Genomic DNA, 22,148 nt, shown 5'->3' on the forward strand with positions numbered 1-22,148 from the left:
AGTCTATTCATTTCCACCCAGAAAGTTACGGTCAGATTAACAAATTTTACATAATAAGCGTGAAGCCACTCACATTAGAGAGGATTAAATAGGCTGACAAAAATAACAGTAACCTTTTTAGCACTCGATTGCTTCAATATGTTACATCTCATTTCATCGAAAACGCTACTGAGGTTTAACTGAGATCTTGCGGTTCAATATCTAACGACCAGCGAATTTTCTTGGCTAATGGTAACAGTCCAATCGCAGGCTTAGCACTCATCAATAGTTTTTGCATTTTTGAGCGATGCTGAGTTTGCAGTAATAACTGCCAGCGATATTTGCCCGCTCTTTTCGCCAATGGTGCTGGGGTTGGCCCTAATACTAAGCACGAATCATCAAATAACGGATGCGCTTCTAACGTATGCCTAATTTGGCGTAAAAACTCTTCCACCATCGAAGCTTGATTGGATTCCGCTTTAAACAGTGTGAGATAGGTGTAAGGCGGCAACATCGCTATTTTCCGCTCTTCTAACGCGGTTTCTGCAAAATGACGATAATCCTTTTGCAACAGTGCTTGCAGCAAACTGTGTTCCGGGTGATGCGTTTGTAAAATCACTTCGCCGGGTTTACTAGCGCGTCCTGCTCGACCTGCCACTTGAGTAAATAGCTGCGCCAAGCGTTCGGCGGCGCGAAAATCACTGCTGTATAGCGAACCATCCACATCCAATAACGCCACTAAAGTCACATCGGGGAAATGGTGCCCTTTAGCGAGCATCTGCGTGCCAATTAAAATCTGATACTCACCTTGGCGAATCGATGATAACGCACTTTCTAAACTGCCTTTACGACGCGTACTATCGCGATCAATACGCACCGTTTTATATTCGGGGAAAAGCTGCGCCAGTTGCGCTTCAAGTTGCTCGGTACCTACCCCAACCGTGACCAACTGAGTGGAACCACAACCTTGGCACTGATGAACCACCGGACGTTGCGAGCCACAATGGTGACAACGCATGTCACTGCTGTATTGGTGAAAGGTATAGTACGCATCGCAACGTTTGCATTCTGCAATCCAACCGCATTCATGGCACATCAGCGCAGGCGAGAAGCCGCGCCGATTGAGAAACAGCATCACTTGGTTACCAGCGCTGAGGTGTTTTCTCATCTCAGCAATCAGCGGCGCTGATAAACCACTCTCTAAAAACAGGCCTTTCACATCCAACACTTTGTTTTTAGTGGGAACCGCTACGCCCGCACGCTGAGTTAAGCTTAAGTGATGATATTTGCCACTCAATGCATTATGCAACGTTTCTAATGCTGGAGTGGCAGAACCGAGCACAATCGGGATCTGCTCAAGATTTGCACGCATTACCGCGACATCTCTTGCATGGTAGCGTAGGCTATCTTGCTGTTTATACGAAGCGTCGTGCTCTTCATCAACAATGATGATACCTAGGTCTGCAAAAGGCGTTAGCAGCGCTGAGCGAGTACCAATAATAATGCCCGCGATATTATCACGCGCCGCTAACCACGCGTTGAGGCGCTCGGTTTCATTGAGCCCCGAGTGGACCACGGCAACTGGCACATTAAATCGCTTACGAAAGCGGTTAATGGTTTGTGGTGTTAGACCAATCTCAGGCACCAGTACCAATGCCTGACGTCCTTTTTCTAAAACGGGCTTGATTAAGTTTAGATAAACTTCGGTTTTCCCTGAACCGGTGACCCCTTCAAGTAAATAGCATGCAAAATGATGATGGCTATTAATTGAAGCAATCGCGATCGCTTGTTCTTGGTTGAGCTTGGGCTTTTCCACATCCGCTTCAACATTTTGCGGCCAAGCCGTCAGTGTCGGCCGTTTTTCCAGTGATTCTATCCAGCCTTTCTCTTGTAAGGTTTTGAGTACGCTGCTACCTACCTCTTCATCAATAAACAGTTGATGGGGCACAGCGCCAGACTCCAGCATCGTCATCACTTTGGCTTGCTTTACCGCTCGCCCGAATCCTTGCATGAGTTGATCGCGCCCACTGGGCGTCAGTTGCCACTCCACTAAGGTCGAAAAATCGGCCGCTTTCCCTTTGCGTAATGCGCCAGGCAAGGCATTAAATAGCGTGTCTCCTAATGGGTATTGATAAAATTGGCTACACCACAACAGCAATTGATAGAGTTTCTCTGGCCAGACTGGCTGGCTATCGAGCACCGCTTTTAGCGGCTTTAATTGATCGACTGAAAACTCAGATTCACTGACTATAGCGGTGACGATACCCACCAGAGTTTGCCGACCAAATGGCACCGACACTCGTCCACCAACAATCGGAAACAGATGACTTGGGATCTGATAATCAAACTGCTTATCCAATGGGACAGGTAAGGCAACGCGTGCAATGGTGGGGCGCATAATCGACCGTTCGTTCTACAAAAAATGTGAAAAGACAGTCTACTGGATGCGTCACCGAAATTCGAGCTTCGTCATTGGACAAAAATGTGGCGAAAATAGCGGCGAAATGGCTTGATCCACTGAAGAGGATTCATTAATATATCGCGCCTTGATGATATGGCTTCTTGCTTGATGTTAAGCAGTCAGCGGTATCAACATTTTTTTATTAACTACGTGTGGTGTCCGGCATAGATTCGGATAGCGACGCGGCCCAATTTGAGGTTATCCCATGAAAGCTGGTATCCATCCAGAGTACAAAGCAGTTAGCGCGACTTGTTCTTGCGGCAACTCTTTCGAGTTCAGCTCAACGCTAGGCAAAGATTCTATCCACCTAGACGTGTGTGACAAATGTCACCCATTCTACACTGGTAAGCAACGTATCGTTGATACTGGCGGCCGTGTAGATCGCTTCAACAAGCGTTTCGGTGCTCTTTCTAGCAAATAATCTCTTTTTTGCTAGAAAATTAAAAAAGGATGCTTCGGCATCCTTTTTTGTTGGCATTTTTTGTATAGTTGTCAGTACGCACTGGTCTTATCTGCGACATTTTCTCCATTTTTTGATGAAGCACGTCAGGTTCCCGCCTAGGAAGTTTGAGCGACATCCATTAGAATTATGGACCTTTTCCAATCCAACACGAGCACTTATACCTATGTCTGATGACACTCACCAAGAATTAACGGCAGAAGAACAATTTCGCCAACGCGCACTCGATTACCATGCTTACCCAACCGCGGGTAAAATTGCCATTTCACTAACTAAGCCTGCCGACTCGGCTGAAGACCTTGCTTTAGCTTACAGCCCGGGCGTCGCTGAACCGGTTCGTGAAATCGCACAGAACATCGACAACGTTTATAAATACACTGCGAAAGGCAACACCGTCGCTGTGATCTCAAACGGCACGGCTATTCTTGGTTTAGGTAACTTAGGTCCGATGGCTTCCAAGCCCGTCATGGAAGGAAAAGCGCTACTGTTTAAACGCTTTGCTGGGCTTGATTCAATTGATATTGAAGTAAAACACCGCACAATCGATGAATTTGTCGATACGGTTGCCAACATCGCCGACACCTTTGGCGGCATCAACTTAGAAGATATCAAAGCACCAGATTGCTTTGAGATTGAACGCCGTTTGATCGAACGCTGTAATGTGCCTGTTTTCCATGACGATCAACACGGCACTGCGATTGTTACCGCAGCTGGCATGCTCAATGCGATTGAACTGCAAGGCAAGAAACTCAACGAATGCACTATCGTCTGTCTTGGCGCTGGCGCAGCAGCCACCGCTTGCATGGAACTATTGATTAAGTGCGGCGCAATGCGTGAAAAAATCTACATGCTTGATCGCAAAGGTGTGATTCATACTCGTCGCGATGACATTAATGAATATAAGCAGTTGTTTGCTAATAACACCGACAAACGCACACTGGAAGATGTGATTGAAGGCGCTGACTTATTCCTAGGTGTGTCAGGCCCCAACCTGCTGCCTGCCGAAGCGCTAAAATTAATGGCCGATAAACCGATCGTATTTGCTTGCTCAAACCCGGATCCAGAAATTAAACCGGAACTCGCACGCGCGGTACGTGACGATTTAATTCTCGGCACAGGCCGTAGCGATTATCCAAACCAAGTCAACAATGTGTTGTGCTTCCCATTTATTTTCCGTGGCGCTTTGGATGTCCGTGCTAGTGAAATTAATGACCAAATGAAGCTAGCCGCAGTTGAGGCGATACGTGAACTGGCTAAAGAAGAAGTGCCGGCTGAAGTGTTGAAAGCTGCAGGCGTAAAAGCGTTAAGTTTCGGCCCTGAATACATCATTCCAAAACCGATGGACCCACGCCTACTGCCTCGTGTTGCTAAAGCGGTTGCTCAAGCAGCGGTTGACTCTGGCGTCGCTCGAATCGAGATGCCTGTCAATTACATGCAAGAATAATCACAAGCTTGAGCGGCTAAATGCCTCGCTCGAAAAAAAACCGCTGACTTTCAGCGGTTTTTTTATATTCTGAGACACAGAGCCAAAGTCACAATGGCAACTTACCCAGTATCCTCTCGATTTTATCTCGTTGTACCGCAATTACGCGCTACACTTCTTCATCATCATACGCTTCAAATTCAATGCCCATGGCGGTCATTAATGCTTTTGCTTCCGTCGGAATATCGTCTGGACGATCTTTTCTCAAATCTTCGTCGGTCGGTAAAGGTTGACCGGTATAAGCATGCAAGAAGGCTTCACACAGCAGCTCACTGTTCGTTGCGTGGCGTAAGTTATTGATTTGACGGCGAGTGCGCTCATCAGTTAATACTTTCAACACTTTCAATGGGATTGAAACGGTGATTTTTTTGACTTGCTCACTCTTCTTCCCATGTTCAGCATATGGGCTAATGTATTCCCCATTCCAGTCTGCCATTGCGCACCTTCGTTATCGTAATTGGTCGTTAAAAATTTGAAAGTTGGATTTTAGCGGGATTTACCGCCACAAGCAAAGACATATAGACGTCTAGATATATTGACGTCTTCTTTTTAGTTCAGTAAAGTGTGCCATTATCGACAAAGAGATACCCGAAATACTTGAAATTTCAGCAGAGCGACAAGTCAAGGCAGCCAGACTATGTGATTGAAGTAGGTGAATCTAGCCAACATCGCAGCAACTTCAAGTTAGAAAGGGGATAGCAATCTCACGCACTATCGGATATAGCTAATACTCGAGACAATGGACGTTGCCCTTTCGTTGTCCCCAGATAAAGCAGGAACCCCTCAATAAAAGTCAGTTTATTGAGTTTAATTAAGTAAGGAAACCGTCATGACCACTCGCAAGCCAGCCACCATCGCCGTTAGAACCGGTATTGAATCCGACTCTCAATATCATGCTGTTGTGCCTCCAATTTATCTTTCGACAAATTATAGCTTTCCTGCGTTTGGTGAAGTACCTAAATACGATTACACACGCTCTGGCAACCCGAATCGAGGTCTGCTCGAAAAAGCGTTGTTTGAACTCGAATCGGGTCAAGGCGCGGTGGTGACTAACTGTGGCACTTCGGCGCTGAATCTATGGGTTTCCGCCTTTTTAAGTCCTGACGATCTGATCGTGGCCCCGCATGACTGTTACGGTGGCACATATCGCCTGTTTAATACACGCGCCAAAAAAGGCGATTTTAAGACACTCTTTATTGATCAATCCGATCCAAACGCTTTGCAGGCCGCTTTGGCGAAAAAACCTAAATTGGTACTCATTGAAACCCCATCCAACCCATTAGTTCGCGTGGTAGATATTGCTGATATTTGCCAACAAGCACACGCCGTCGGTGCATTAGTGGCGGTTGACAACACCTTCTTAACGCCAGTTTTCCAAAAACCATTAGAGTTGGGCGCAGATTTTGTCATCCACTCCACCACCAAATTCATCAATGGCCACTCCGATGTGATTGGCGGAGTTGTTATCACCAAAACAGAGCGGCACGCTGAAGAGCTAGCATGGTGGGGCAACTGCCTTGGCTCAACGGGAACCCCTTTTGATAGCTATATGACGCTGCGTGGCATTCGTACCTTAGGCGCAAGAATGCGCGTCCATGAGGAAAGCTCACGTGCCATTTTGGACTATCTGCAAAGCGAAGCCTTAGTAAAGGTCATTTATCACCCGAGTTTGCCAGAGCATCCTGGCCATGAGATAGCGAAAAAGCAGCAATCTGGCTTTGGATCTATGCTAAGTTTTGAGTTTGCGGGCAGCTTTGAACAGCTCAAATATTTTGTCTCTCAGTTAACATTATTCTCACTGGCAGAATCATTAGGAGGCGTGGAGAGCTTAATCTGCCACCCCGCTTCGATGACTCACCGAGCGATGGGCGAAGAAGCGTTGGCCGAAGCCGGTGTTTCACAGCAGCTATTACGCCTATCGGTCGGCTTAGAAGATGCCCAAGATTTGATTGACGATCTCGCTCAAGCCTTTGCTAAAGCGAAGGAGGCCTATTAATGACTGCCCTACGTCAATTGCACAAGTTTGGCGGTAGCAGCCTTGCCGATCCTGAATGCTACAAACGGGTCGTTAATATCTTAAAAGAGTATTCTCAAGCTGATGATTTGGTGGTGGTTTCTGCCGCAGGAAAAACCACCAATCGTTTAATCGAATTTCTCGACGCTCTCAATAAAGATGGCCGAGTAGCTCATGAGAACTTGCAATCGGTCCGTCAGTACCAAATCGATTTAATCAACGCGCTGCTCGATGAAGATGCAGCGCAACCGCTCATCACTTTACTCACCAACGAAATTCGCACCTTGGGTCAGCTTTGCGCGCCCCTATCGCTAGCTCAACAAGCGGCGGTACTTGGCCATGGTGAAGTGTGGTCATCACGCTTATTGGCGGCGTTACTCAATCAACATAATCTTGCGGCTGTGGCACAAGACGCCCGCGAATTTCTTCGCGCGCAAGCAGGCACACAACCGGAAGTAGATCGCGCTTGCTCCTACCCTTTGCTGAAAGAAATTTTGGCACAACACGCGCATCACCGAGTGATCATCACAGGCTTTATGGCTCGCAGTGAACAAGGTGATACTGTGCTACTTGGGCGCAATGGTTCCGATTACTCCGCCACTATGATCGGCGCACTTGCGGAAGTAAACCGAGTAACGATTTGGAGTGATGTGGCCGGTGTTTATAGCGCCGACCCGCGCATTGTTAGTGATGCCTGTTTACTGCCGCTACTGCGTTTGGACGAAACCAACGAGTTAGCGCGCCTTGCCGCCCCAGTATTACACAGCCGAACTTTGCAGCCCGTGGCGCAAAGCACCATGGATTTGCACTTGCGCTGCAGTTATCAACCCGAAGCAGGATCGACTCGTATTGAGCGTGTATTGGCATCGGGACGCGGTGCCAAAATCATTACTTCACTTGATGATGTGCTGTTGATTGAGCTTAATTTTGCTCACGGGCATGACTTCCAGCGCCTACAAAATGATGTACTACGCAGCTTGCGTCGTGCTCAACTCGAACCGCTAGCTTTCGATACTCAAGCCGATCAACACCAACTGCGCCTTGCCTATACTGCTGAGATTTCAGGTGGAGCCCTAGCCCATCTGCAAGATGCCGCTTTTGAAGCAGAAATTAAACTCAAAGAAGGCTTTTCATTAGTCGGTGCCGTGGGTGCGGGAGTGACGAAAAACCCCAATCACTGCTACGGCTTTTATCAACAGCTACGTTCATCACCGATCGAGTTTATCTGTGAAGCCGAATCTGGGCTGAGTTTAGTCGCAGTACTGCGTAAAACGCCGATCACCCCCTTAGTGGTGGGTATGCATAACCAACTATTTCAGGCGCAAAAACGAGTCGCACTGGCACTGTGTGGCAAAGGCAACATTGGTTCGAGTTGGTTAAAACTTTTTGCTGAACAAAAATCAGAGTTAGAAAAACGCCATGGCATGAACTTCGAGTTGGTCGCGGTGGTCGATAGCCAAACCTATTGGTTTGATGAACAAGGTATTGATGCGGCATCGGTTTTAAAGCATTTTGACGATGAAGCGATTGCCAGTGAAGGAATGACTTGGCTACAACGATTAAGCAATATTCAAGGATATGACGAAGCGGTTGTGCTCGATGTAACCGCAAGCAAAGAATTGGCTGATCACTACCTCAACATTGCTGAAAATGGGATGCACCTCATCTCAGCGAATAAAGTCGCGGGCTCTTCCTCTAGCGTCGATTACCACCAAATAAAAGAAGCGTTCGCGAAAATTAGCCGCCATTGGCTCTACAACGCGACGGTTGGCGCAGGCTTACCCATTAACCACACGGTACGTGATTTGCGTGAAAGCGGTGATGAAATCGTCGCCCTCTCTGGTATTTTCTCTGGCACTTTATCTTGGTTATTTCAGCAATTCGACGGCTCAATACCGTTTAGCGAACTGGTCGATTTAGCATGGCAACAAGGACTTACCGAGCCTGATCCGCGCAGCGATCTGGATGGTTCAGACGTAATGCGCAAACTGGTGATCCTAGCCCGTGAAGCGGGATTACATATCGAACCGGAAAATGTCAAAGTTGAATCACTGGTTCCTGATGAGCTCAAGCACCTCTCACTGGATGACTTTTTAGACAAAGGCCAACTGCTGAGTGAAAAATTAGCCGAGAGACTAACCAAAGCACAACGTGAAGATAAAGTGCTACGCTATGTCGCAAGGCTTGAGAAAAATGGCAAAGCAACGGTGGGGGTTGAAGCTTTAGAGCGTGAACACGCTTTGGCTAACCTTTTACCTTGTGACAACATTTTTGCTATCGAGAGTAAATGGTATCGCGATAACCCGTTAGTGATTCGTGGCCCGGGCGCTGGTAGAGAAGTGACAGCAGGAGCTATCCAATCGGACCTCAACTTGCTGTCAAGCTTGCTGTAACACTCCAGCTTATTCCAGATTAAGGGGCCACTAGGCTCCTTAATTTAACTGCGAAAGGATGATATTAGGTCATGCATACCGAGGTTGAGCATGACTTGAAGGTCACTCACAATCAACATGAATAATATTCATAATTACAGTGTTGACATTAAATGCTATTCAATACATTCTGTGGACATATAGACGTCTAAACGTCAACTTAAGGAATGATAGATTGGCGGAAGAACGCCACAGGGAGAAATAAAATGGGATACACGCACGCCGGTCATATTGATGCACTCAACCAGAACGTGGCTGAGCTATCAGATAATATCAATGTCTCATTTGAGTTTTTTCCACCCAGCTCAGCGCAAATGGAAGAGACATTGTGGAATTCCGTTCACCGTTTAAAAACCCTGCAACCTAAATTTGTTTCTGTGACTTACGGAGCAAACTCTGGCGAGCGCGACCGCACCCATTCGATCATTAAAGAGATTAAAGATCAAACTGGCCTTATTGCAGCACCGCACCTCACTTGCATTGATGCCTCTCGCGATGAGCTGATTCAGATTGCCGATGACTACTGGCACAACGGCATCCAGAACATAGTTGCGCTGCGTGGCGACATCCCCGCTGGTGGCGGCAAACCAGAAATGTATGCTTCCGACTTAGTGACTCTACTCAAATCTCGCCATGATTTTGATATTTCAGTTGCGGCATTTCCAGAAGTCCACCCTGAAGCGAAAAGCGCGCAATCCGATCTGGTCAATCTAAAACGCAAAATTGATGCAGGTGCAAACCGCGCAATTACTCAATTCTTTTTTGATGTTGAAAGCTACTTACGATTTCGCGACCGCTGCGTAGCTGCTGGTATTGATGCTGAAATTGTACCGGGCATTCTACCGGTATCAAACTTTAAACAAGCTTCTCGCTTTGCCGCGCAAAACAACGTTAAAGTCCCCGGATGGATGGCGAAACAATTTAACGGATTAGATGATGACCCAACCACACGCCAGCTCGTGGGTGCAAGCCAAGCAATTGACATGGTTCGCATTTTAAGCCGTGAAGGCGTCAAAGACTTCCATTTCTATACGCTCAATCGCGCTGAAATGACCTACGCATTGTGCCATACGTTGGGCGTAAGACCGAAAGCATAAACTTTCTCTGCACTCATAACGCTATTATTGGTAAATGTTGCTCGTGATAAAACGCGATGATTGATTAAAAGTAACGCCGACTTGATGTCGGCGTTGTGGTATCACTTAAGCGAGCAGATTATTCCACGTCGTCCATTTTACCAAGTAAGCTACGAATACGATCTTGCCATGCACTCTGCTCTTGCTCCATTTGTTGCGCTTTTTGCTCAAGCTCTTCACGCGCTACTTTTAGCTCATTCGCTTCATTCACGAGCTGCTGTTTCTCTTCTTTAAGCTCTTCCACTTCCATTTGTAGAAGTGCGATAGTGTCAACTGCGGTTTGAATTTTTGCTTCTAGTAGTTCTAATACTTCAAAAGACATGGTGCATACCCTTAGTTATTCGGTTGAGGTGAACAAAATTTCACTTATTGGTTCATTCTACTCAGCACAGCGCTCAGAAACACTCACTATATGCAAATTTTCTCGCTATTTGGCTAAAAAATCGGCTCAACTTAACCGTCAACTCACTTAAGCGCCAAGCCTAGGCCGAAAAACACTTTATCTGGCCATGGATTTGCTCAATTTGAGGCTTAGCTTTGATCAAGTGCAATCCTTGTGAACTAAAAAAGCAAACGTTTACTATTTGATATGCTAAAATTCCCGCCGAAATTTCCTATTCCCTTTTCTTTGGAGCTAGCATGAAACGCGATTTAGCAATGGCATTCTCTCGAGTCACTGAAGGTGCCGCACTGGCAGGTTACAAATGGCTTGGCCGAGGCGATAAAAATGCGGCCGATGGCGCAGCGGTAGAAGTCATGCGCAACCTACTCAATAAAACCGACATCCAAGGTGAAATTGTAATCGGTGAAGGCGAAATTGACGATGCTCCAATGCTCTACATTGGCGAGCTTGTTGGCCTTGGTGGCGATGCGGTTGATATCGCAGTGGATCCTATTGAAGGTACGCGCATGACGGCAATGGGCCAGTCAAACGCATTGGCTGTTTTGGCGGCTGGCGAAAAAGGCAGCTTCCTTAAAGCACCTGATATGTACATGGAAAAGTTGGTGGTTGGCCCCGGCGCTAAAGGGTGCATTGACCTCAATAAGCCTTTAAAAGAGAATTTAGAAAATATCGCCGCCGCGCTGAATAAACCATTAGATACTCTAGTTGTGATCACCTTAGCGAAACCTCGCCATGATGCCACCATAGCGCAGATGCAAGAGATGGGTGTTCGCGTGTTTGCTGTGCCAGATGGCGATGTCGCCGCCTCGATCCTAACTTGCATGCCTGATAGTGAAGTCGACGTGATGTACTGCATCGGCGGTGCACCTGAAGGAGTGGTTTCAGCCGCGGTCATCCGAGCTCTAGATGGTGACATGCATGGCCGTCTACTACCACGTCATGAAGTCAAAGGCGATACGGAAGAAAACCGCATTTACGGTGCAAAAGAGTTAGCTCGCTGCGCGGAAATGGGTGTCGAAGCTGGCGTAGTGCTGAAAATGGAAGAGATGGCCCGCAGTGATAACGTCATTTTCTCAGCTACTGGTATCACCAAAGGGGATCTGCTGGAAGGTATTACCCGCAAAGGCAACATCGCCACCACAGAAACGCTATTAATTCGTGGCCGCTGTCGTACCATTCGCCGTATTAAATCAATTCACTACTTAGAGCGCAAAGACCCAGAAGTGCGCGCGATCATTTTGTAATCCGCCAGTGCTTTGCTCTGTTTTATTTTAACGACAAAGCATAGAGAGACAAAAAAGACCGCAATGCGGTCTTTTTTATTTACTCACTTTATACCGAGATGGAAGAAGCGATTAAAACAGCTCTTCAGCCACTTTATACAAATCAGTGCGAACTGGACGCTTCATATTTTCAATTGCGTCGATAATATCGTGGTGAACCAACTGCTCTTTCTGAATACCAACACAACGACCACCGTGGCCATCAAGCAGTAAATGTACCGCAAAATTACCCATGCGTGACGCAAGAACACGGTCAAACGCCGTCGGGCGACCACCGCGTTGAATATGACCCAGCACGGTAGCGCGAGTTTCACGTCCCGTTGCTTTTTCAATTTCTTTCGCCAGTTGGTTAGCATCCATCATCAACTCAGTCAGTGCAATAATGGCGTGTTTCTTACCTTTCTTAATACCGTCTTGAACATTTGCAATCAGTTGCTCCATATTCAGGCCAGTTTCAGGGGTGATGATGTATTCACAACCGCCTGCAATCGCCGACATCAGAGTCAAATCACCGCAATGACGACCCATAATTTCAACAATAGAAATACGTTGATGAGAAGAGGAAGTATCACGTAAGCGGTCAATCGCATCGATAACCGTATTCAATGCCGTTAAGTAGCCAATGGTGTAATCGGTACCAGCAATGTCGTTATCAATCGTGCCTGGTAAACCAACGCATGGAAAACCCATTTCGGTCAGCTTTTTCGCACCCATGTAAGAACCGTCACCGCCGATGACAACTAAAGCATCAATACCATGTTTTCTTAGGTTTTCGATCGCTTTTTCACGTACTGCGACTTCACGAAATTCAGGGAAACGCGCAGAACCTAGGAAAGTACCACCTTTATTGATAACGTCAGAAACGCTTGAACGATCCAATTTTTTAATGCGATCTTCATAAAGACCAAGGTAGCCATCGTAAATACCAAATACTTCCAAATCAGCACCGAGTGCCGTACGAACAACACCACGGATTGCTGCGTTCATGCCAGGTGCGTCACCGCCACTAGTCAAAACACCGATCTTCTTAATCATGCTCACCCTCGATTTTTTGGGAACTTAATACTAATTTTTTACGCTGTCCGTTAGCGATAAAACCGACAGCAAAATCTTTCTAATCTGTGCATAATGTTACCTTTCCTAAAGAGGAATACTACTGTTATTTGCACGAAATTATGTAAGTTTGCTACTTATGTAAGAGTATTACAGTTTTGAGTTAATGCTTTGTTGATTCATATCAGAATCAGGCTTATTTATTGTTCTTAAAAAGATAGTTAATAAGCGCGTTTTTGTCGCTACCACCCTTGTGATTTTTGCTTTTTTTCTGGTCCAAACACCACAGAATAAGGATCTTGGTGGATTAATACATCAGCTCCCGGGAAAGCCTCGAGTAGCTTATCTTCCACCTCATCGGAAATGCGATGCGCCTCAATCAAGCGGATATTGTCATCTAGTTCCAGATGTAACTGAATGAATCTTACAGGTCCAGACATGCGAGTTCTTAATTGATGCACACCCAACACACCAGCCACAGAAAGACATTCTGTGCGGATTTGCTTCAATTCCTCATCAGGTAACTTACGATCCAATAAGGTCTGAATGGCCTCTTGCACCATACGAAAAGCGCTGTAAAGAATATAAACGCCAATGCCGATCGCAAAGATGGCATCGGCCTGTTTAAAGCCAAACCAGCTCAATATGAGCGCGATCATAATCGCCGCATTCATGAACAGATCAGTTTGGTAATGCAATGAATCCGCGGCAATGGCTTGGCTGCCCGTTTTTTTCACGACATGCTTTTGGAACAACACTAAGCCAAAAGTCACTAGCATTGCAAACAGGCTGACATAAACGCCATATTCAGGAGAAGTTAATTCGTGTGGGCGGAAAAAACGGTCAACCCCATTGAGGATAAGAAAACAGGCCGAGCCTGAAATGAACATCGCTTGGGCAAGAGCCGCAAGCGATTCCGCCTTACCATGACCAAAGGCGTGCTCTTTATCTGCGGGCTGCAGTGCGTAACGCACCACGATTAAATTGACCACGGAAGCGGCAATATCAAGTAAGGAATCAATCAAGGATGCGAGTAGGCTGACCGAGCCAGTAACCCACCAAGCGATCACTTTTACTATCAGCAACAATGAGGCTACAAGGGTTGCTGTCCAGGCAGCAAGCGTAACAAGGCGTGCGTATTCTTGTTTCATATCACTAAAATCAGCTTGAGAATGAGCAGGTAGTATACCTTCTCAAATTAAGAATGAATATGACACAAAAATGAACAGGCCTCACCCGAGGCCTATTATCAATGATTAGCGGTTATCAATGACTAGCTATTTTTTTTCATGTGCTTAGGACCATTTTCCATGCACTTCTGCATGCGATCTTGTTGTAGCGTTTGCAGTTTTGCTTTTTGTTCCGGAGTTAGCACACTCATCATGTCATGACGTTTTTCTAGCATCTTGACACGGTGAGCGACCTGTTGATCGACCATCTCTTTGGCTAGTTCATTTGCCGCTGCCGCATCAAAGTTCTCAGCGAGCACGAGAGCCTGTACTTTGTCATGGTGCGCTTTCATTTTCGCTTGGCGTTGACCTTTGTGCTCACCCTTCATCGCTTCGCGATTCGCCTCACGCATTCCTTTCAACTTTGCTTGTTGATCAGACGTCAAATCAAGCTGCTGCATCATGCCGCGATCAAAACCGCCACACTCATCATTTGGACCTTTATGCTGCTCTTTACCACCAAATGCAAAGACGCTTGCTGTGCTAAGAGTCAGAGGAAGTATCACCGCCGCAAGTACTAATTTTTTTGCCATTTTCATCATCTATTCCTTCACTAAGTGGATTCTAACAAGCTGTATTCACAGCGCTTGAGTGTAGAATAGGGCCTGTACGGTAAAGCAACGTATAGTGAGCGTAAAGAATCGTAAAGAGCTTACCGCTCACTGAATATCTTGCCTATTTCGCAGTAAACTGTACCCATAACTTCCCCAACGACGAGGCGACACATGGCGCATATTCTTCTGATTGATGATGATACTGAGCTCACCAGCTTACTAAAAGAAGTCTTGAGCTATGAAGGCTTCGATGTCTCTGAAGCGAATGATGGAGAGAGCGGGCTCGCGGCCATTCATGATCGCATTGATCTTGTCTTACTCGATGTAATGATGCCTAAGCTTAATGGGATGGAAACGCTGAAAAAGTTACGTGAAAACTGGCATACCCCGGTATTAATGCTCACCGCCAAAGGAGAGGAGATCGATCGCGTCATCGGTCTAGAACTCGGCGCGGATGACTATTTACCGAAGCCTTTCAGTGACCGAGAGCTGCTGGCACGCATTCGCGCGATTTTGCGCCGAACCCAAACCAGCAATGGCACCAAACATAATGAAGTCATTGAGTGCCAAGATATTCAAGTATACCCCAGCAAGCAGGAAGCCTATTGCCAAGGGCAATTGCTGGACCTTACCACCACGGAATTTGCCTTGCTGACTCATTTTGTGCAAAACCCAGGCGAAACCTTAACTAAAGAAGCGCTCAGCCTTGATGTTCTAGGAAAACGGTTGGCGGCCTTTGACCGCGCGATTGATATGCACGTCTCGAATTTACGCAAAAAATTACCTGAGCGTGTCGATGGTAAATCACGGATTAAAACGCTGCGTGGTCGTGGCTACCTCATGATTCTGGAGGATTAATGCGCCTACCTAAAATCAACAGCCTTTATGGCAGAATTTTTGCCATTTTTTGGTTTACGATGCTGCTGGTGCTGATCGCAGTATTAGCACTGCCGCACCTTGATCCTCGTAAAACCCGTGATATACCTAGCGATGAATACCAACGTCTTACACACTTAAAACAGAAAATAGAGAGTATGTTTAAAGATGAGCATGAACTCACACGCATCCTCTTTCGTTTAGAAAGTAGCAGCAACAAGCGTAGTGAAGGGCACATGCGCGAGAAGAACGGCACTCCACAATTCTTTATCACAACGCCAGATGGCACAATCCTCACCACCAAAACTCAAGCCGACTTTAAGTTTAAAGCACTCCAAAATTTCGTGACCAGCATTGAATCCATTGATAAGCCACAACAGAAGCTCTATGGCCGTTATATGATTTCAGGTCCATTGCCAATTACCCTTGCTAAGCAAGATCTACTCATGTTTGTCGGTATTCGCTGGAATGAGCCCCCTCCGTTCTTATTGCAACTATTCGACCGTCCGTTCGGCCTACTGCTTGCCGTGATGCTCGTCAGTACACCACTACTCTTATGGCTCGCATGGGCATTGAGTCAACCCGCCAGCCGCCTCGAGCAAGCCGCCAAACGGGTCGCTCGCGGCGAATTTGTGGTCGACCCAAGCTTAGAAAAAGGCACCAGTGAATTTCGCCAAGCAGGAAAAAGCTTTAACCAAATGGTAGAAGCCGTCAATCAGATGATTTCTGGCCAGCAGCGATTGCTGTCGGATATTTCACACGAACTGCGCTCCCCTTTAACTCGACTGAGAATGGCCAATGCACTTGCCACTCGAAAACAAGGTAGCAGCTCAGAATTGGAGCGGATCGACACCGAAGCACAGCGTTTAGAGCAGATGATCGGTGAACTTCTGACGCTTTCGCGTATGCAAACCAATAGCCATCTCAGCCGAGAAACTCAACCGCTATCCAGTTTATGGGAGGAATTATTGAGTGATGCCCAATTTGAGGCGGAGCAGATGGAAAAAAGACTCACCTATAATGCGATTCCACCGCACACGATTTCCGGTACACCAAAACTGCTGATGAGCGCATTGGAAAACATTGTGCGTAACGCCATTTACTATGGCAAAGATGAAATCAATATTACCTTTTCGGTCGAAAAAGGCAGACTATCGGTTTGCGTGGAAGACAATGGTGAAGGCGTTCCCGAAAACGAGTTAGACGATATTTTCCGCCCCTTTTATCGTGTTTCCACTGCGCGTGATAGGCACAGTGGTGGTACAGGGTTAGGTTTAGCCATCACCGAAAGTGCCATTCGTCAACACAGCGGTACTATTCACGCAAGCCGCAGCCAATTAGGTGGGTTAAAAGTACAATTCACGCTCCCATTGGATAGTTAAATTCCACTTATGCCTATATCGCCAAATAACGGGTGACTTGTACTCAATAGGCTCGTCACCTTATACTTCCGGCCCACACTCCTTAAGAGCAGCTATACCATGTTTGATATCGCACTTTACGAACCTGAAATCGCCCCTAATACCGGAAATATTATTCGCTTGTGTGCCAATTGCGGCGCTAATTTGCATCTTATTGAACCGCTGGGTTTTGATCTAGAAGAGAAGAAAGTGCGCCGTGCAGGGCTTGATTACCACGATTTAGCGCGCGTAACGCGTCATGCCAACTTGGATGCCTTTATGGACTACCTCAATGCAGAGCGCGAAACGTACCGGATTTTTGCTTGTACCACTAAAACCACGGGGCACCACGTCGATGCGCAGTTTCAAAAAGGAGATGTGTTGATGTTTGGCCCAGAAACTCGTGGATTACCAGCGCAAGTCATCGAAAGCCTACCGATGACACAACGTATTCGTATTCCGATGATGGCAGAAGCTCGCAGTTTAAATCTCTCTAATGCGGTAGCTATTATTGCGTTTGAAGCGTGGCGTCAAATGGGCTTTGAAGGTGCGCAATAACAGCGCTAGTGCTCTAAAACGGTAGGAAGATAAATCACCAAATAGCAAAAAGGCCGCCTAGGCGACCTTTTTATTAATTCTAGATATTAGGCTAGATTACAGAACAGTTACTTGAGCTGCTTGTAGGCCTTTTTGACCGTTTTCTACATTGAAAGACACTTTTTGGCCTTCAATTAGAGTTTTGAAACCGTCAGAAGCGATTGCATTGAAGTGTACGAACACGTCAGCGCCGCCGTTATCTTGAGTAAGGAAGCCGAAACCTTTAGTTTCGTTAAACCATTTTACAGAACCAGTTGTTTTGTTAGACATAATGTGTCCCTTTTATTTAAATTCATAAAGTTATCGCGCTTATGCGCAATGCACTGATAGATTGAATTATTTAATGTTACTAATAAGGTAAGGGAAACACTGAGGACATCAACTTTTACGATGGGATTCTGAGAATTTACTTTTACTTTTATTTTTTGTTTCATTAATAACCCCTGAACAACAGAGCGAGGTAACTATATTCGCTAACGTTGCACTAAGCAATCTATTTCGGCATTTAATTTTTACAACTCAAAACAATAGAGTAAGAAACACCATAAAAAGTCTTTTATTTCAACCTATTATGCTCATCATCTTTACGTTCAAATTCACCTTCGAAGGTTTTTCCCGTTTCAGATGGTTCAAAGTCACGATCAAATGGGGCTTTGTTATGACGGCTATCATCAAACTGCGCCTGAAAACGGCCTGATACACCATTCACCACCACTTTATTCATCAAATAGTTGGCAAGCAAAGCCCGAGGCGCAGGCAATAACACCACCATACCAAGTGCATCGGTCAAAAAACCCGGTACTAAAAGTAGCACACCCGCCACCGCCAGCATCACGCCCTCAATAATTTGCTGCGCAGGTAGCTCACCTTGGTGCAAACGGTGTTGAACGCTAAGTAAAGTTTGTATCCCTTGACTACGAACCAATGATGCACCAACAAATGCCGTAATCAGCACCAAGGCGATAGTTGGCCACATACCTAGCAAGCTGCCTACTTGGATAAAGAGACCAATTTCAATGATTGGCACAAAAATAAAAGCCAGAAGTAAGATTGGAAACACACGCCCTCCTTTGTTTATTGCTCTCACCTTACCGTCAACCACAGGCGACTACAACACTCAACGCTCAATCAAAGAGCACCACCTCGCAGCCTAAATGACTAAATAGAGCCAGTATCTATCTTAAAATAGACCGAATATTGGCTCTATCTGAAATCCATTCATTCGCTCATTTTGCTAACAAAACCTGAACAAATCTCATACCACACAGACAAATCCAACCGCCGGCATCACAACTATTTATCAACGCGATAACTGTTTTTAAAACCTAAAAATAACGCATGTGAGTGCGTATCAAATTTTCATAAAATATTGACCTAAAAGGTGATCCACTTACTATTTTTTAAATCTAGGTTGAGTATGATGTGCCACAGAAGTCAGGACGGATTTTCCAGCCTAAAATTCTGACGAATGGATTCTTAAACTGCAGAAATGGCTAATAATTTCACTAATTATCAGAATAATTCTCTAAGGATCCTGTTATGGCTACCCTATCAGAAACGACAGCTGCTACAGCTAACTCAGCCACTCGTATCGAAGAAGATCTATTAGGTCAACGTCACGTTCCTGCTGACGCGTATTACGGCATTCATACACTGCGCGCTATCGAAAACTTTAATATTTCAAAATCAACCATTTCTGATGTGCCTGAATTTGTACGCGGTATGGTGATGACCAAAAAAGCCGCCACGCTAGCCAACAAAGAGCTCGGCGTCATTCCAAGCCAAGTGGCTAATTACATCCTCCAAGCGTGTGACTTGATCCTAGAAACAGGTAAGTGCATGGATCAATTTCCGTCAGACGTATACCAAGGCGGCGCCGGTACTTCTGTCAATATGAACACCAACGAAGTGATCGCAAACCTTGCTCTGGAATTGATGGGTAAAGAAAAGGGTCAATACGAGTTCATCAACCCCAATGACCACGTTAATAAAAGCCAATCAACCAACTGTGCTTACCCTACTGGTTTCCGCATTGCGGTATACAATAGCATCCTGAAACTGATTGATTCTATTGCCTATCTAAAAGGTGCGTTTGAGCTAAAAAGCCAAGAGTTCTCTGGCATTTTGAAAATGGGTCGTACTCAATTGCAAGACGCCGTACCGATGACCGTAGGTCAAGAGTTCCGCGCTTGGGCGGTCACCATTAATGAAGAGATCCGCAACCTAGAGTACACCTCTAAACTGCTGCTTGAGATCAACCTTGGCGCAACAGCGATCGGTACTGGCCTGAATGCGGCGCCGGGATATCAAGCGGCGGCGGTGAAACACCTTGCTGCGGTGACTGGCTTAGCTGTGGTACCAGCGGAAGATTTAATTGAAGCAACCTCTGACTGCGGAGCTTATGTTATGGCGCATGGCGCGCTAAAACGCCTTGCTGTGAAACTCTCTAAAATCTGTAATGACTTGCGTCTTCTTTCATCTGGCCCTCGAGCGGGTCTAAACGAGTTGAACCTACCTGAACTGCAAGCTGGGTCTTCCATCATGCCTGCAAAAGTAAACCCTGTGGTGCCTGAAGTGGTCAACCAAGTGTGCTTTAAAGTACTTGGTAACGACAACACTATTTCCTTTGCCGCAGAAGGTGGCCAATTACAGCTAAACGTGATGGAACCTGTGATTGCACAAAGCATGTTTGAGTCAATTGAAATTCTTTCAAACGCCTGCATAAACCTTCGTGACAAGTGTGTTGACGGCATCACTGTCAATAAAGAAGTGTGTGAAGCTTACGTATTCAACTCTATCGGTATCGTGACTTACCTTAACCCATATATTGGCCACCATGAAGGTGACATCGTGGGTAAAATTTGTGCGGAAACGGGTAAGAGCGTACGTGAAGTGGTGCTTGAGCGAGGCTTACTCACCGCCGAAGAGCTCGATGACATCTTGTCCGTCGAAAACTTTATGCGCCCTCAGTACAAAGCGAAACGCTACGAATAATCAAAAAAGGCTCTGATTCAGAGCCTTTTTACTTTCTACAAGTTATTAAGTGAGAAAAAATTGCGTTACATCATGGCGCAAAGCATACCGTTCAATATCGCTGAACCTGTAGAATGACCCTATTTTTCATTATCTTTAGGAGTATAAGATGTTCTTAATTGAGTTCCTTATCGTATTAGGATGTATCCTAATTGGTGCAAGGATTGGTGGTATTGGGCTTGGTGTGATGGGCGGTATTGGCCTTGCTGTACTGAGCTTTGGATTTGGCATGCAACCAACCAGCCCACCGATTGATGTGATGTTAATGATCATGGCCGTGGTTGCAGCAGCAGCCTCAATGCAAGCGGCTGGCGGTTTAGATTATTTGATCAAAATTGCCACTAACATTTTGCATAAAAACCCTCGCCACATCACTTTCATCGCCCCTTTGGTAACTTACTTTTTTACAATGATGGCTGGTACAGGTCACGTGGCCTATTCAGTACTGCCCGTTATTGCTGAAGTGAGCCGTCGCAGTGGTATTCGTCCAGAACGTCCTTTAGGTATGGCGGTGATCGCGTCACAATTTGCGATTGTAGCTAGCCCAATTGCGGCCGCCGTCGTGGCGTTAGTCGCCTTCTTAGAACCACAAGGCATCACGCTAACGGATGTGTTGATGATCACCATCCCAAGTACCATTCTTGGTTTGGCTTGTGCGTGCTTATTCGTCAATAAAATCGGTGTTGAACTGAAAGACGACCCAGAATATCAACGTCGCTTGCAAGACCCAGAATTTCGCGCAGAGATGGAACAAGAAGTATCAATTGCTGATATTCAAATCACGCCACAAGCGAAAAAATCGGTCGGGCTATTTTTGTTCGGTGCCATTGTGGTGGTGGTGATGGGTGCATTGCCTAGCTTGCGCCCACAATTTAACGGCTCAGCCATGGGGATGGCGCACACGATTGAAATCGTGATGCTGTCTATCGCGGCGCTGATCATTTTACTGTGCAAACCTGACGGCAACGCCATCAGCCAAGGTTCCGTATTCCATGCAGGTATGCGTGCCATCGTGGCGATCTTCGGTATCGCTTGGTTAGGTGACACCTTCATTGCCGGCCATGGTGCCATGGTCAAAGAAGCGGTCTCTGGCTTAGTGGAAGTCGCACCATGGACATTCGCGTTCGCGTTATTTGCTCTGTCGGTGATGGTCAATAGCCAAGGCGCAACAACAGCCGTGTTAGTCCCTGTTGCAATAACCTTGGGTTTGCCACCAGCCATTATTATTGCGGTTTTCGTTGCCGTTAACGGTTACTTCTTCATTCCAAACTACGGCCCTATCATCGCATCTATCGACTTTGACCGGACTGGTACCACTCGTATTGGTAAGTATATTTTCAACCACAGCTTTATGCTCCCAGGCTTGTTAAGCATGGTGTTTAGTATTGGTTTTGGTTTGTTGTTCTCCAATATTTTGATGTAATCTCTACTATTGTTATAAGGGAGCTTTGGCTCCCTTTTTATTTCTCACGTATCAAATTTTGATACATATCAATATATCACTCATTAATTACTTCTCTTCACTCATTCAGCTTAATGAATAAAATTTCAATATATTTACCCTACAACGATTATCCGCCTATCTCCATGTCTTCGAATAAAAAGCGTAAGAATATAATTCCATTATTTACACTCAATTACCCTAAATTAAATTCCCTAAAAAAATGGTGTATAACTCGGTACTATTTTTTTGTGAAGCAAGACAAAGTTACGCTTTAAAACTCACCTTAGAATTTATACAGATATCTGAGCAAG

At 45.9% G+C, this 22,148-nt stretch carries 19 protein-coding genes; 11 read left to right on the forward strand and 8 right to left on the reverse strand.

The window, feature by feature from the left end; all coding sequences use genetic code 11:
• Positions 1-175 precede the first annotated feature (175 nt).
• Complete coding sequence (priA, locus tag AACQ17_RS01560; protein ID WP_013855848.1) at positions 176-2,377, reverse strand: primosomal protein N'; 2,202 nt, start codon at positions 2,375-2,377, stop codon at positions 176-178.
• A gap of 268 nt (positions 2,378-2,645) precedes the next feature.
• On the opposite strand from priA, the gene rpmE reads away from it, so the two are divergent.
• Both rpmE and AACQ17_RS01570 read left to right on the forward strand, forming a co-directional pair.
• Positions 2,646-2,861, forward strand: coding sequence for a 50S ribosomal protein L31 (rpmE, locus tag AACQ17_RS01565; RefSeq protein WP_010318344.1), 216 nt, complete (start codon positions 2,646-2,648; stop codon positions 2,859-2,861).
• A gap of 205 nt (positions 2,862-3,066) precedes the next feature.
• Positions 3,067-4,344: a malic enzyme-like NAD(P)-binding protein gene (locus tag AACQ17_RS01570; protein WP_026027888.1), complete on the forward strand. Its 1,278-nt coding sequence runs from the start codon at positions 3,067-3,069 to the stop codon at positions 4,342-4,344.
• Between the two features lie 148 nt (positions 4,345-4,492).
• Here the strand turns inward: AACQ17_RS01570 and metJ are convergent, their stop codons facing one another.
• Positions 4,493-4,819 (reverse strand): met regulon transcriptional regulator MetJ, encoded by a 327-nt coding sequence (gene metJ / locus AACQ17_RS01575; protein ID WP_010318342.1) that lies wholly within the window; start codon positions 4,817-4,819, stop codon positions 4,493-4,495.
• A 393-nt stretch (positions 4,820-5,212) separates the two neighbouring features.
• Here metJ and AACQ17_RS01580 point away from each other — a divergent pair, with 393 nt between their 5' ends.
• The 3 genes from AACQ17_RS01580 (at position 5,213) to metF (ending at position 9,926) form a co-directional block, all read left to right on the forward strand.
• Entirely contained in the window at positions 5,213-6,379 is a 1,167-nt protein-coding gene (locus AACQ17_RS01580; RefSeq protein ID WP_094147187.1) for an O-succinylhomoserine (thiol)-lyase, read from the forward strand.
• Positions 6,379-8,790, forward strand: a complete 2,412-nt coding sequence (locus AACQ17_RS01585) for a bifunctional aspartate kinase/homoserine dehydrogenase II (RefSeq protein WP_094147188.1) — start codon at positions 6,379-6,381, stop codon at positions 8,788-8,790. The genes AACQ17_RS01580 and AACQ17_RS01585 overlap by 1 nt, the downstream gene beginning before the upstream one ends.
• Before the next feature lie 245 nt (positions 8,791-9,035).
• On the forward strand, positions 9,036-9,926 hold the full coding sequence (metF, locus tag AACQ17_RS01590) for a methylenetetrahydrofolate reductase (RefSeq protein WP_017043191.1): 891 nt from the start codon (positions 9,036-9,038) through the stop codon (positions 9,924-9,926).
• Positions 9,927-10,044: 118 nt separating this feature from the next.
• Here metF and zapB read toward each other — a convergent pair whose 3' ends face one another.
• Entirely contained in the window at positions 10,045-10,287 is a 243-nt protein-coding gene (gene zapB / locus AACQ17_RS01595; RefSeq protein WP_013855843.1) for a cell division protein ZapB, read from the reverse strand.
• Positions 10,288-10,604: 317 nt separating this feature from the next.
• Between zapB and glpX the strand changes: the two genes are divergently transcribed.
• Positions 10,605-11,612: a class II fructose-bisphosphatase gene (gene glpX / locus AACQ17_RS01600; protein WP_013855841.1), complete on the forward strand. Its 1,008-nt coding sequence runs from the start codon at positions 10,605-10,607 to the stop codon at positions 11,610-11,612.
• A 111-nt stretch (positions 11,613-11,723) separates the two neighbouring features.
• Here the strand turns inward: glpX and pfkA are convergent, their stop codons facing one another.
• The 3 genes from pfkA to AACQ17_RS01615 form a co-directional block, all read right to left on the reverse strand.
• Complete coding sequence (pfkA, locus tag AACQ17_RS01605; protein WP_026027886.1) at positions 11,724-12,686, reverse strand: 6-phosphofructokinase; 963 nt, start codon at positions 12,684-12,686, stop codon at positions 11,724-11,726.
• A gap of 260 nt (positions 12,687-12,946) precedes the next feature.
• Positions 12,947-13,855, reverse strand: coding sequence for a CDF family cation-efflux transporter FieF (gene fieF, locus AACQ17_RS01610; protein ID WP_010318335.1), 909 nt, complete (start codon positions 13,853-13,855; stop codon positions 12,947-12,949).
• 122 nt (positions 13,856-13,977) lie between these two features.
• Positions 13,978-14,475 (reverse strand): CpxP family protein, encoded by a 498-nt coding sequence (locus tag AACQ17_RS01615; RefSeq protein ID WP_017049227.1) that lies wholly within the window; start codon positions 14,473-14,475, stop codon positions 13,978-13,980.
• A gap of 183 nt (positions 14,476-14,658) precedes the next feature.
• Between AACQ17_RS01615 and AACQ17_RS01620 the strand changes: the two genes are divergently transcribed.
• From AACQ17_RS01620 to trmL, 3 genes are all read left to right on the forward strand, one after another.
• Entirely contained in the window at positions 14,659-15,345 is a 687-nt protein-coding gene (locus tag AACQ17_RS01620; RefSeq protein ID WP_013855837.1) for a response regulator, read from the forward strand.
• A complete protein-coding gene (gene cpxA / locus AACQ17_RS01625) occupies positions 15,345-16,745 on the forward strand; it encodes an envelope stress sensor histidine kinase CpxA (protein WP_094147189.1) in 1,401 nt (466 codons plus the stop codon). Before AACQ17_RS01620 ends, cpxA begins: the two co-directional genes overlap by 1 nt.
• 99 nt (positions 16,746-16,844) lie before the next feature.
• On the forward strand, positions 16,845-17,321 hold the full coding sequence (trmL, locus tag AACQ17_RS01630; RefSeq protein WP_013855835.1) for a tRNA (uridine(34)/cytosine(34)/5-carboxymethylaminomethyluridine(34)-2'-O)-methyltransferase TrmL: 477 nt from the start codon (positions 16,845-16,847) through the stop codon (positions 17,319-17,321).
• Between the two features lie 96 nt (positions 17,322-17,417).
• On the opposite strand, the gene cspE is transcribed toward trmL, so the two are convergent.
• Positions 17,418-17,630, reverse strand: a complete 213-nt coding sequence (gene cspE / locus AACQ17_RS01635) for a transcription antiterminator/RNA stability regulator CspE (protein ID WP_013855834.1) — start codon at positions 17,628-17,630, stop codon at positions 17,418-17,420.
• 286 nt (positions 17,631-17,916) lie between these two features.
• On the reverse strand, positions 17,917-18,420 hold the full coding sequence (locus tag AACQ17_RS01640) for an FxsA family protein (RefSeq protein ID WP_038149154.1): 504 nt from the start codon (positions 18,418-18,420) through the stop codon (positions 17,917-17,919).
• Between the two features lie 479 nt (positions 18,421-18,899).
• On the opposite strand from AACQ17_RS01640, the gene aspA reads away from it, so the two are divergent.
• Complete coding sequence (gene aspA, locus AACQ17_RS01645) at positions 18,900-20,354, forward strand: aspartate ammonia-lyase (protein ID WP_017042195.1); 1,455 nt, start codon at positions 18,900-18,902, stop codon at positions 20,352-20,354.
• Between the two features lie 148 nt (positions 20,355-20,502).
• Positions 20,503-21,816, forward strand: a complete 1,314-nt coding sequence (locus AACQ17_RS01650; protein WP_017042196.1) for an anaerobic C4-dicarboxylate transporter family protein — start codon at positions 20,503-20,505, stop codon at positions 21,814-21,816.
• The last annotated feature ends 332 nt before the right edge of the window (positions 21,817-22,148 follow it).

Origin of the sequence: Vibrio sp. V10_P2A27P122 (assembly GCF_963874335.1) — a bacterium.
Classification (GTDB): domain Bacteria; phylum Pseudomonadota; class Gammaproteobacteria; order Enterobacterales; family Vibrionaceae; genus Vibrio; species Vibrio anguillarum.

Bases quoted from the DNA above. Each gene is read 5' to 3' on its own strand.
- AACQ17_RS01570 (WP_026027888.1), top strand. From the start codon at position 3,067: ATGTCTGATGACACTCACCAAGAATTAACGGCAGAAGAACAATTTCGC.
- cpxA (WP_094147189.1), top strand. From the start codon at position 15,345: ATGCGCCTACCTAAAATCAACAGCCTTTATGGCAGAATTTTTGCCATT.
- AACQ17_RS01585 (WP_094147188.1), top strand. From the start codon at position 6,379: ATGACTGCCCTACGTCAATTGCACAAGTTTGGCGGTAGCAGCCTTGCC.
- AACQ17_RS01650 (WP_017042196.1), top strand. From the start codon at position 20,503: ATGTTCTTAATTGAGTTCCTTATCGTATTAGGATGTATCCTAATTGGT.
- trmL (WP_013855835.1), top strand. From the start codon at position 16,845: ATGTTTGATATCGCACTTTACGAACCTGAAATCGCCCCTAATACCGGA.
- AACQ17_RS01580 (WP_094147187.1), top strand. From the start codon at position 5,213: ATGACCACTCGCAAGCCAGCCACCATCGCCGTTAGAACCGGTATTGAA.
- aspA (WP_017042195.1), top strand. From the start codon at position 18,900: ATGGCTACCCTATCAGAAACGACAGCTGCTACAGCTAACTCAGCCACT.
- fieF (WP_010318335.1), bottom strand. From the start codon at position 13,855: ATGAAACAAGAATACGCACGCCTTGTTACGCTTGCTGCCTGGACAGCA.
- AACQ17_RS01615 (WP_017049227.1), bottom strand. From the start codon at position 14,475: ATGATGAAAATGGCAAAAAAATTAGTACTTGCGGCGGTGATACTTCCT.
- AACQ17_RS01620 (WP_013855837.1), top strand. From the start codon at position 14,659: ATGGCGCATATTCTTCTGATTGATGATGATACTGAGCTCACCAGCTTA.
- metF (WP_017043191.1), top strand. From the start codon at position 9,036: ATGGGATACACGCACGCCGGTCATATTGATGCACTCAACCAGAACGTG.
- metJ (WP_010318342.1), bottom strand. From the start codon at position 4,819: ATGGCAGACTGGAATGGGGAATACATTAGCCCATATGCTGAACATGGG.
- priA (WP_013855848.1), bottom strand. From the start codon at position 2,377: ATGCGCCCCACCATTGCACGCGTTGCCTTACCTGTCCCATTGGATAAG.
- cspE (WP_013855834.1), bottom strand. From the start codon at position 17,630: ATGTCTAACAAAACAACTGGTTCTGTAAAATGGTTTAACGAAACTAAA.
- glpX (WP_013855841.1), top strand. From the start codon at position 10,605: ATGAAACGCGATTTAGCAATGGCATTCTCTCGAGTCACTGAAGGTGCC.
- pfkA (WP_026027886.1), bottom strand. From the start codon at position 12,686: ATGATTAAGAAGATCGGTGTTTTGACTAGTGGCGGTGACGCACCTGGC.
- zapB (WP_013855843.1), bottom strand. From the start codon at position 10,287: ATGTCTTTTGAAGTATTAGAACTACTAGAAGCAAAAATTCAAACCGCA.
- rpmE (WP_010318344.1), top strand. From the start codon at position 2,646: ATGAAAGCTGGTATCCATCCAGAGTACAAAGCAGTTAGCGCGACTTGT.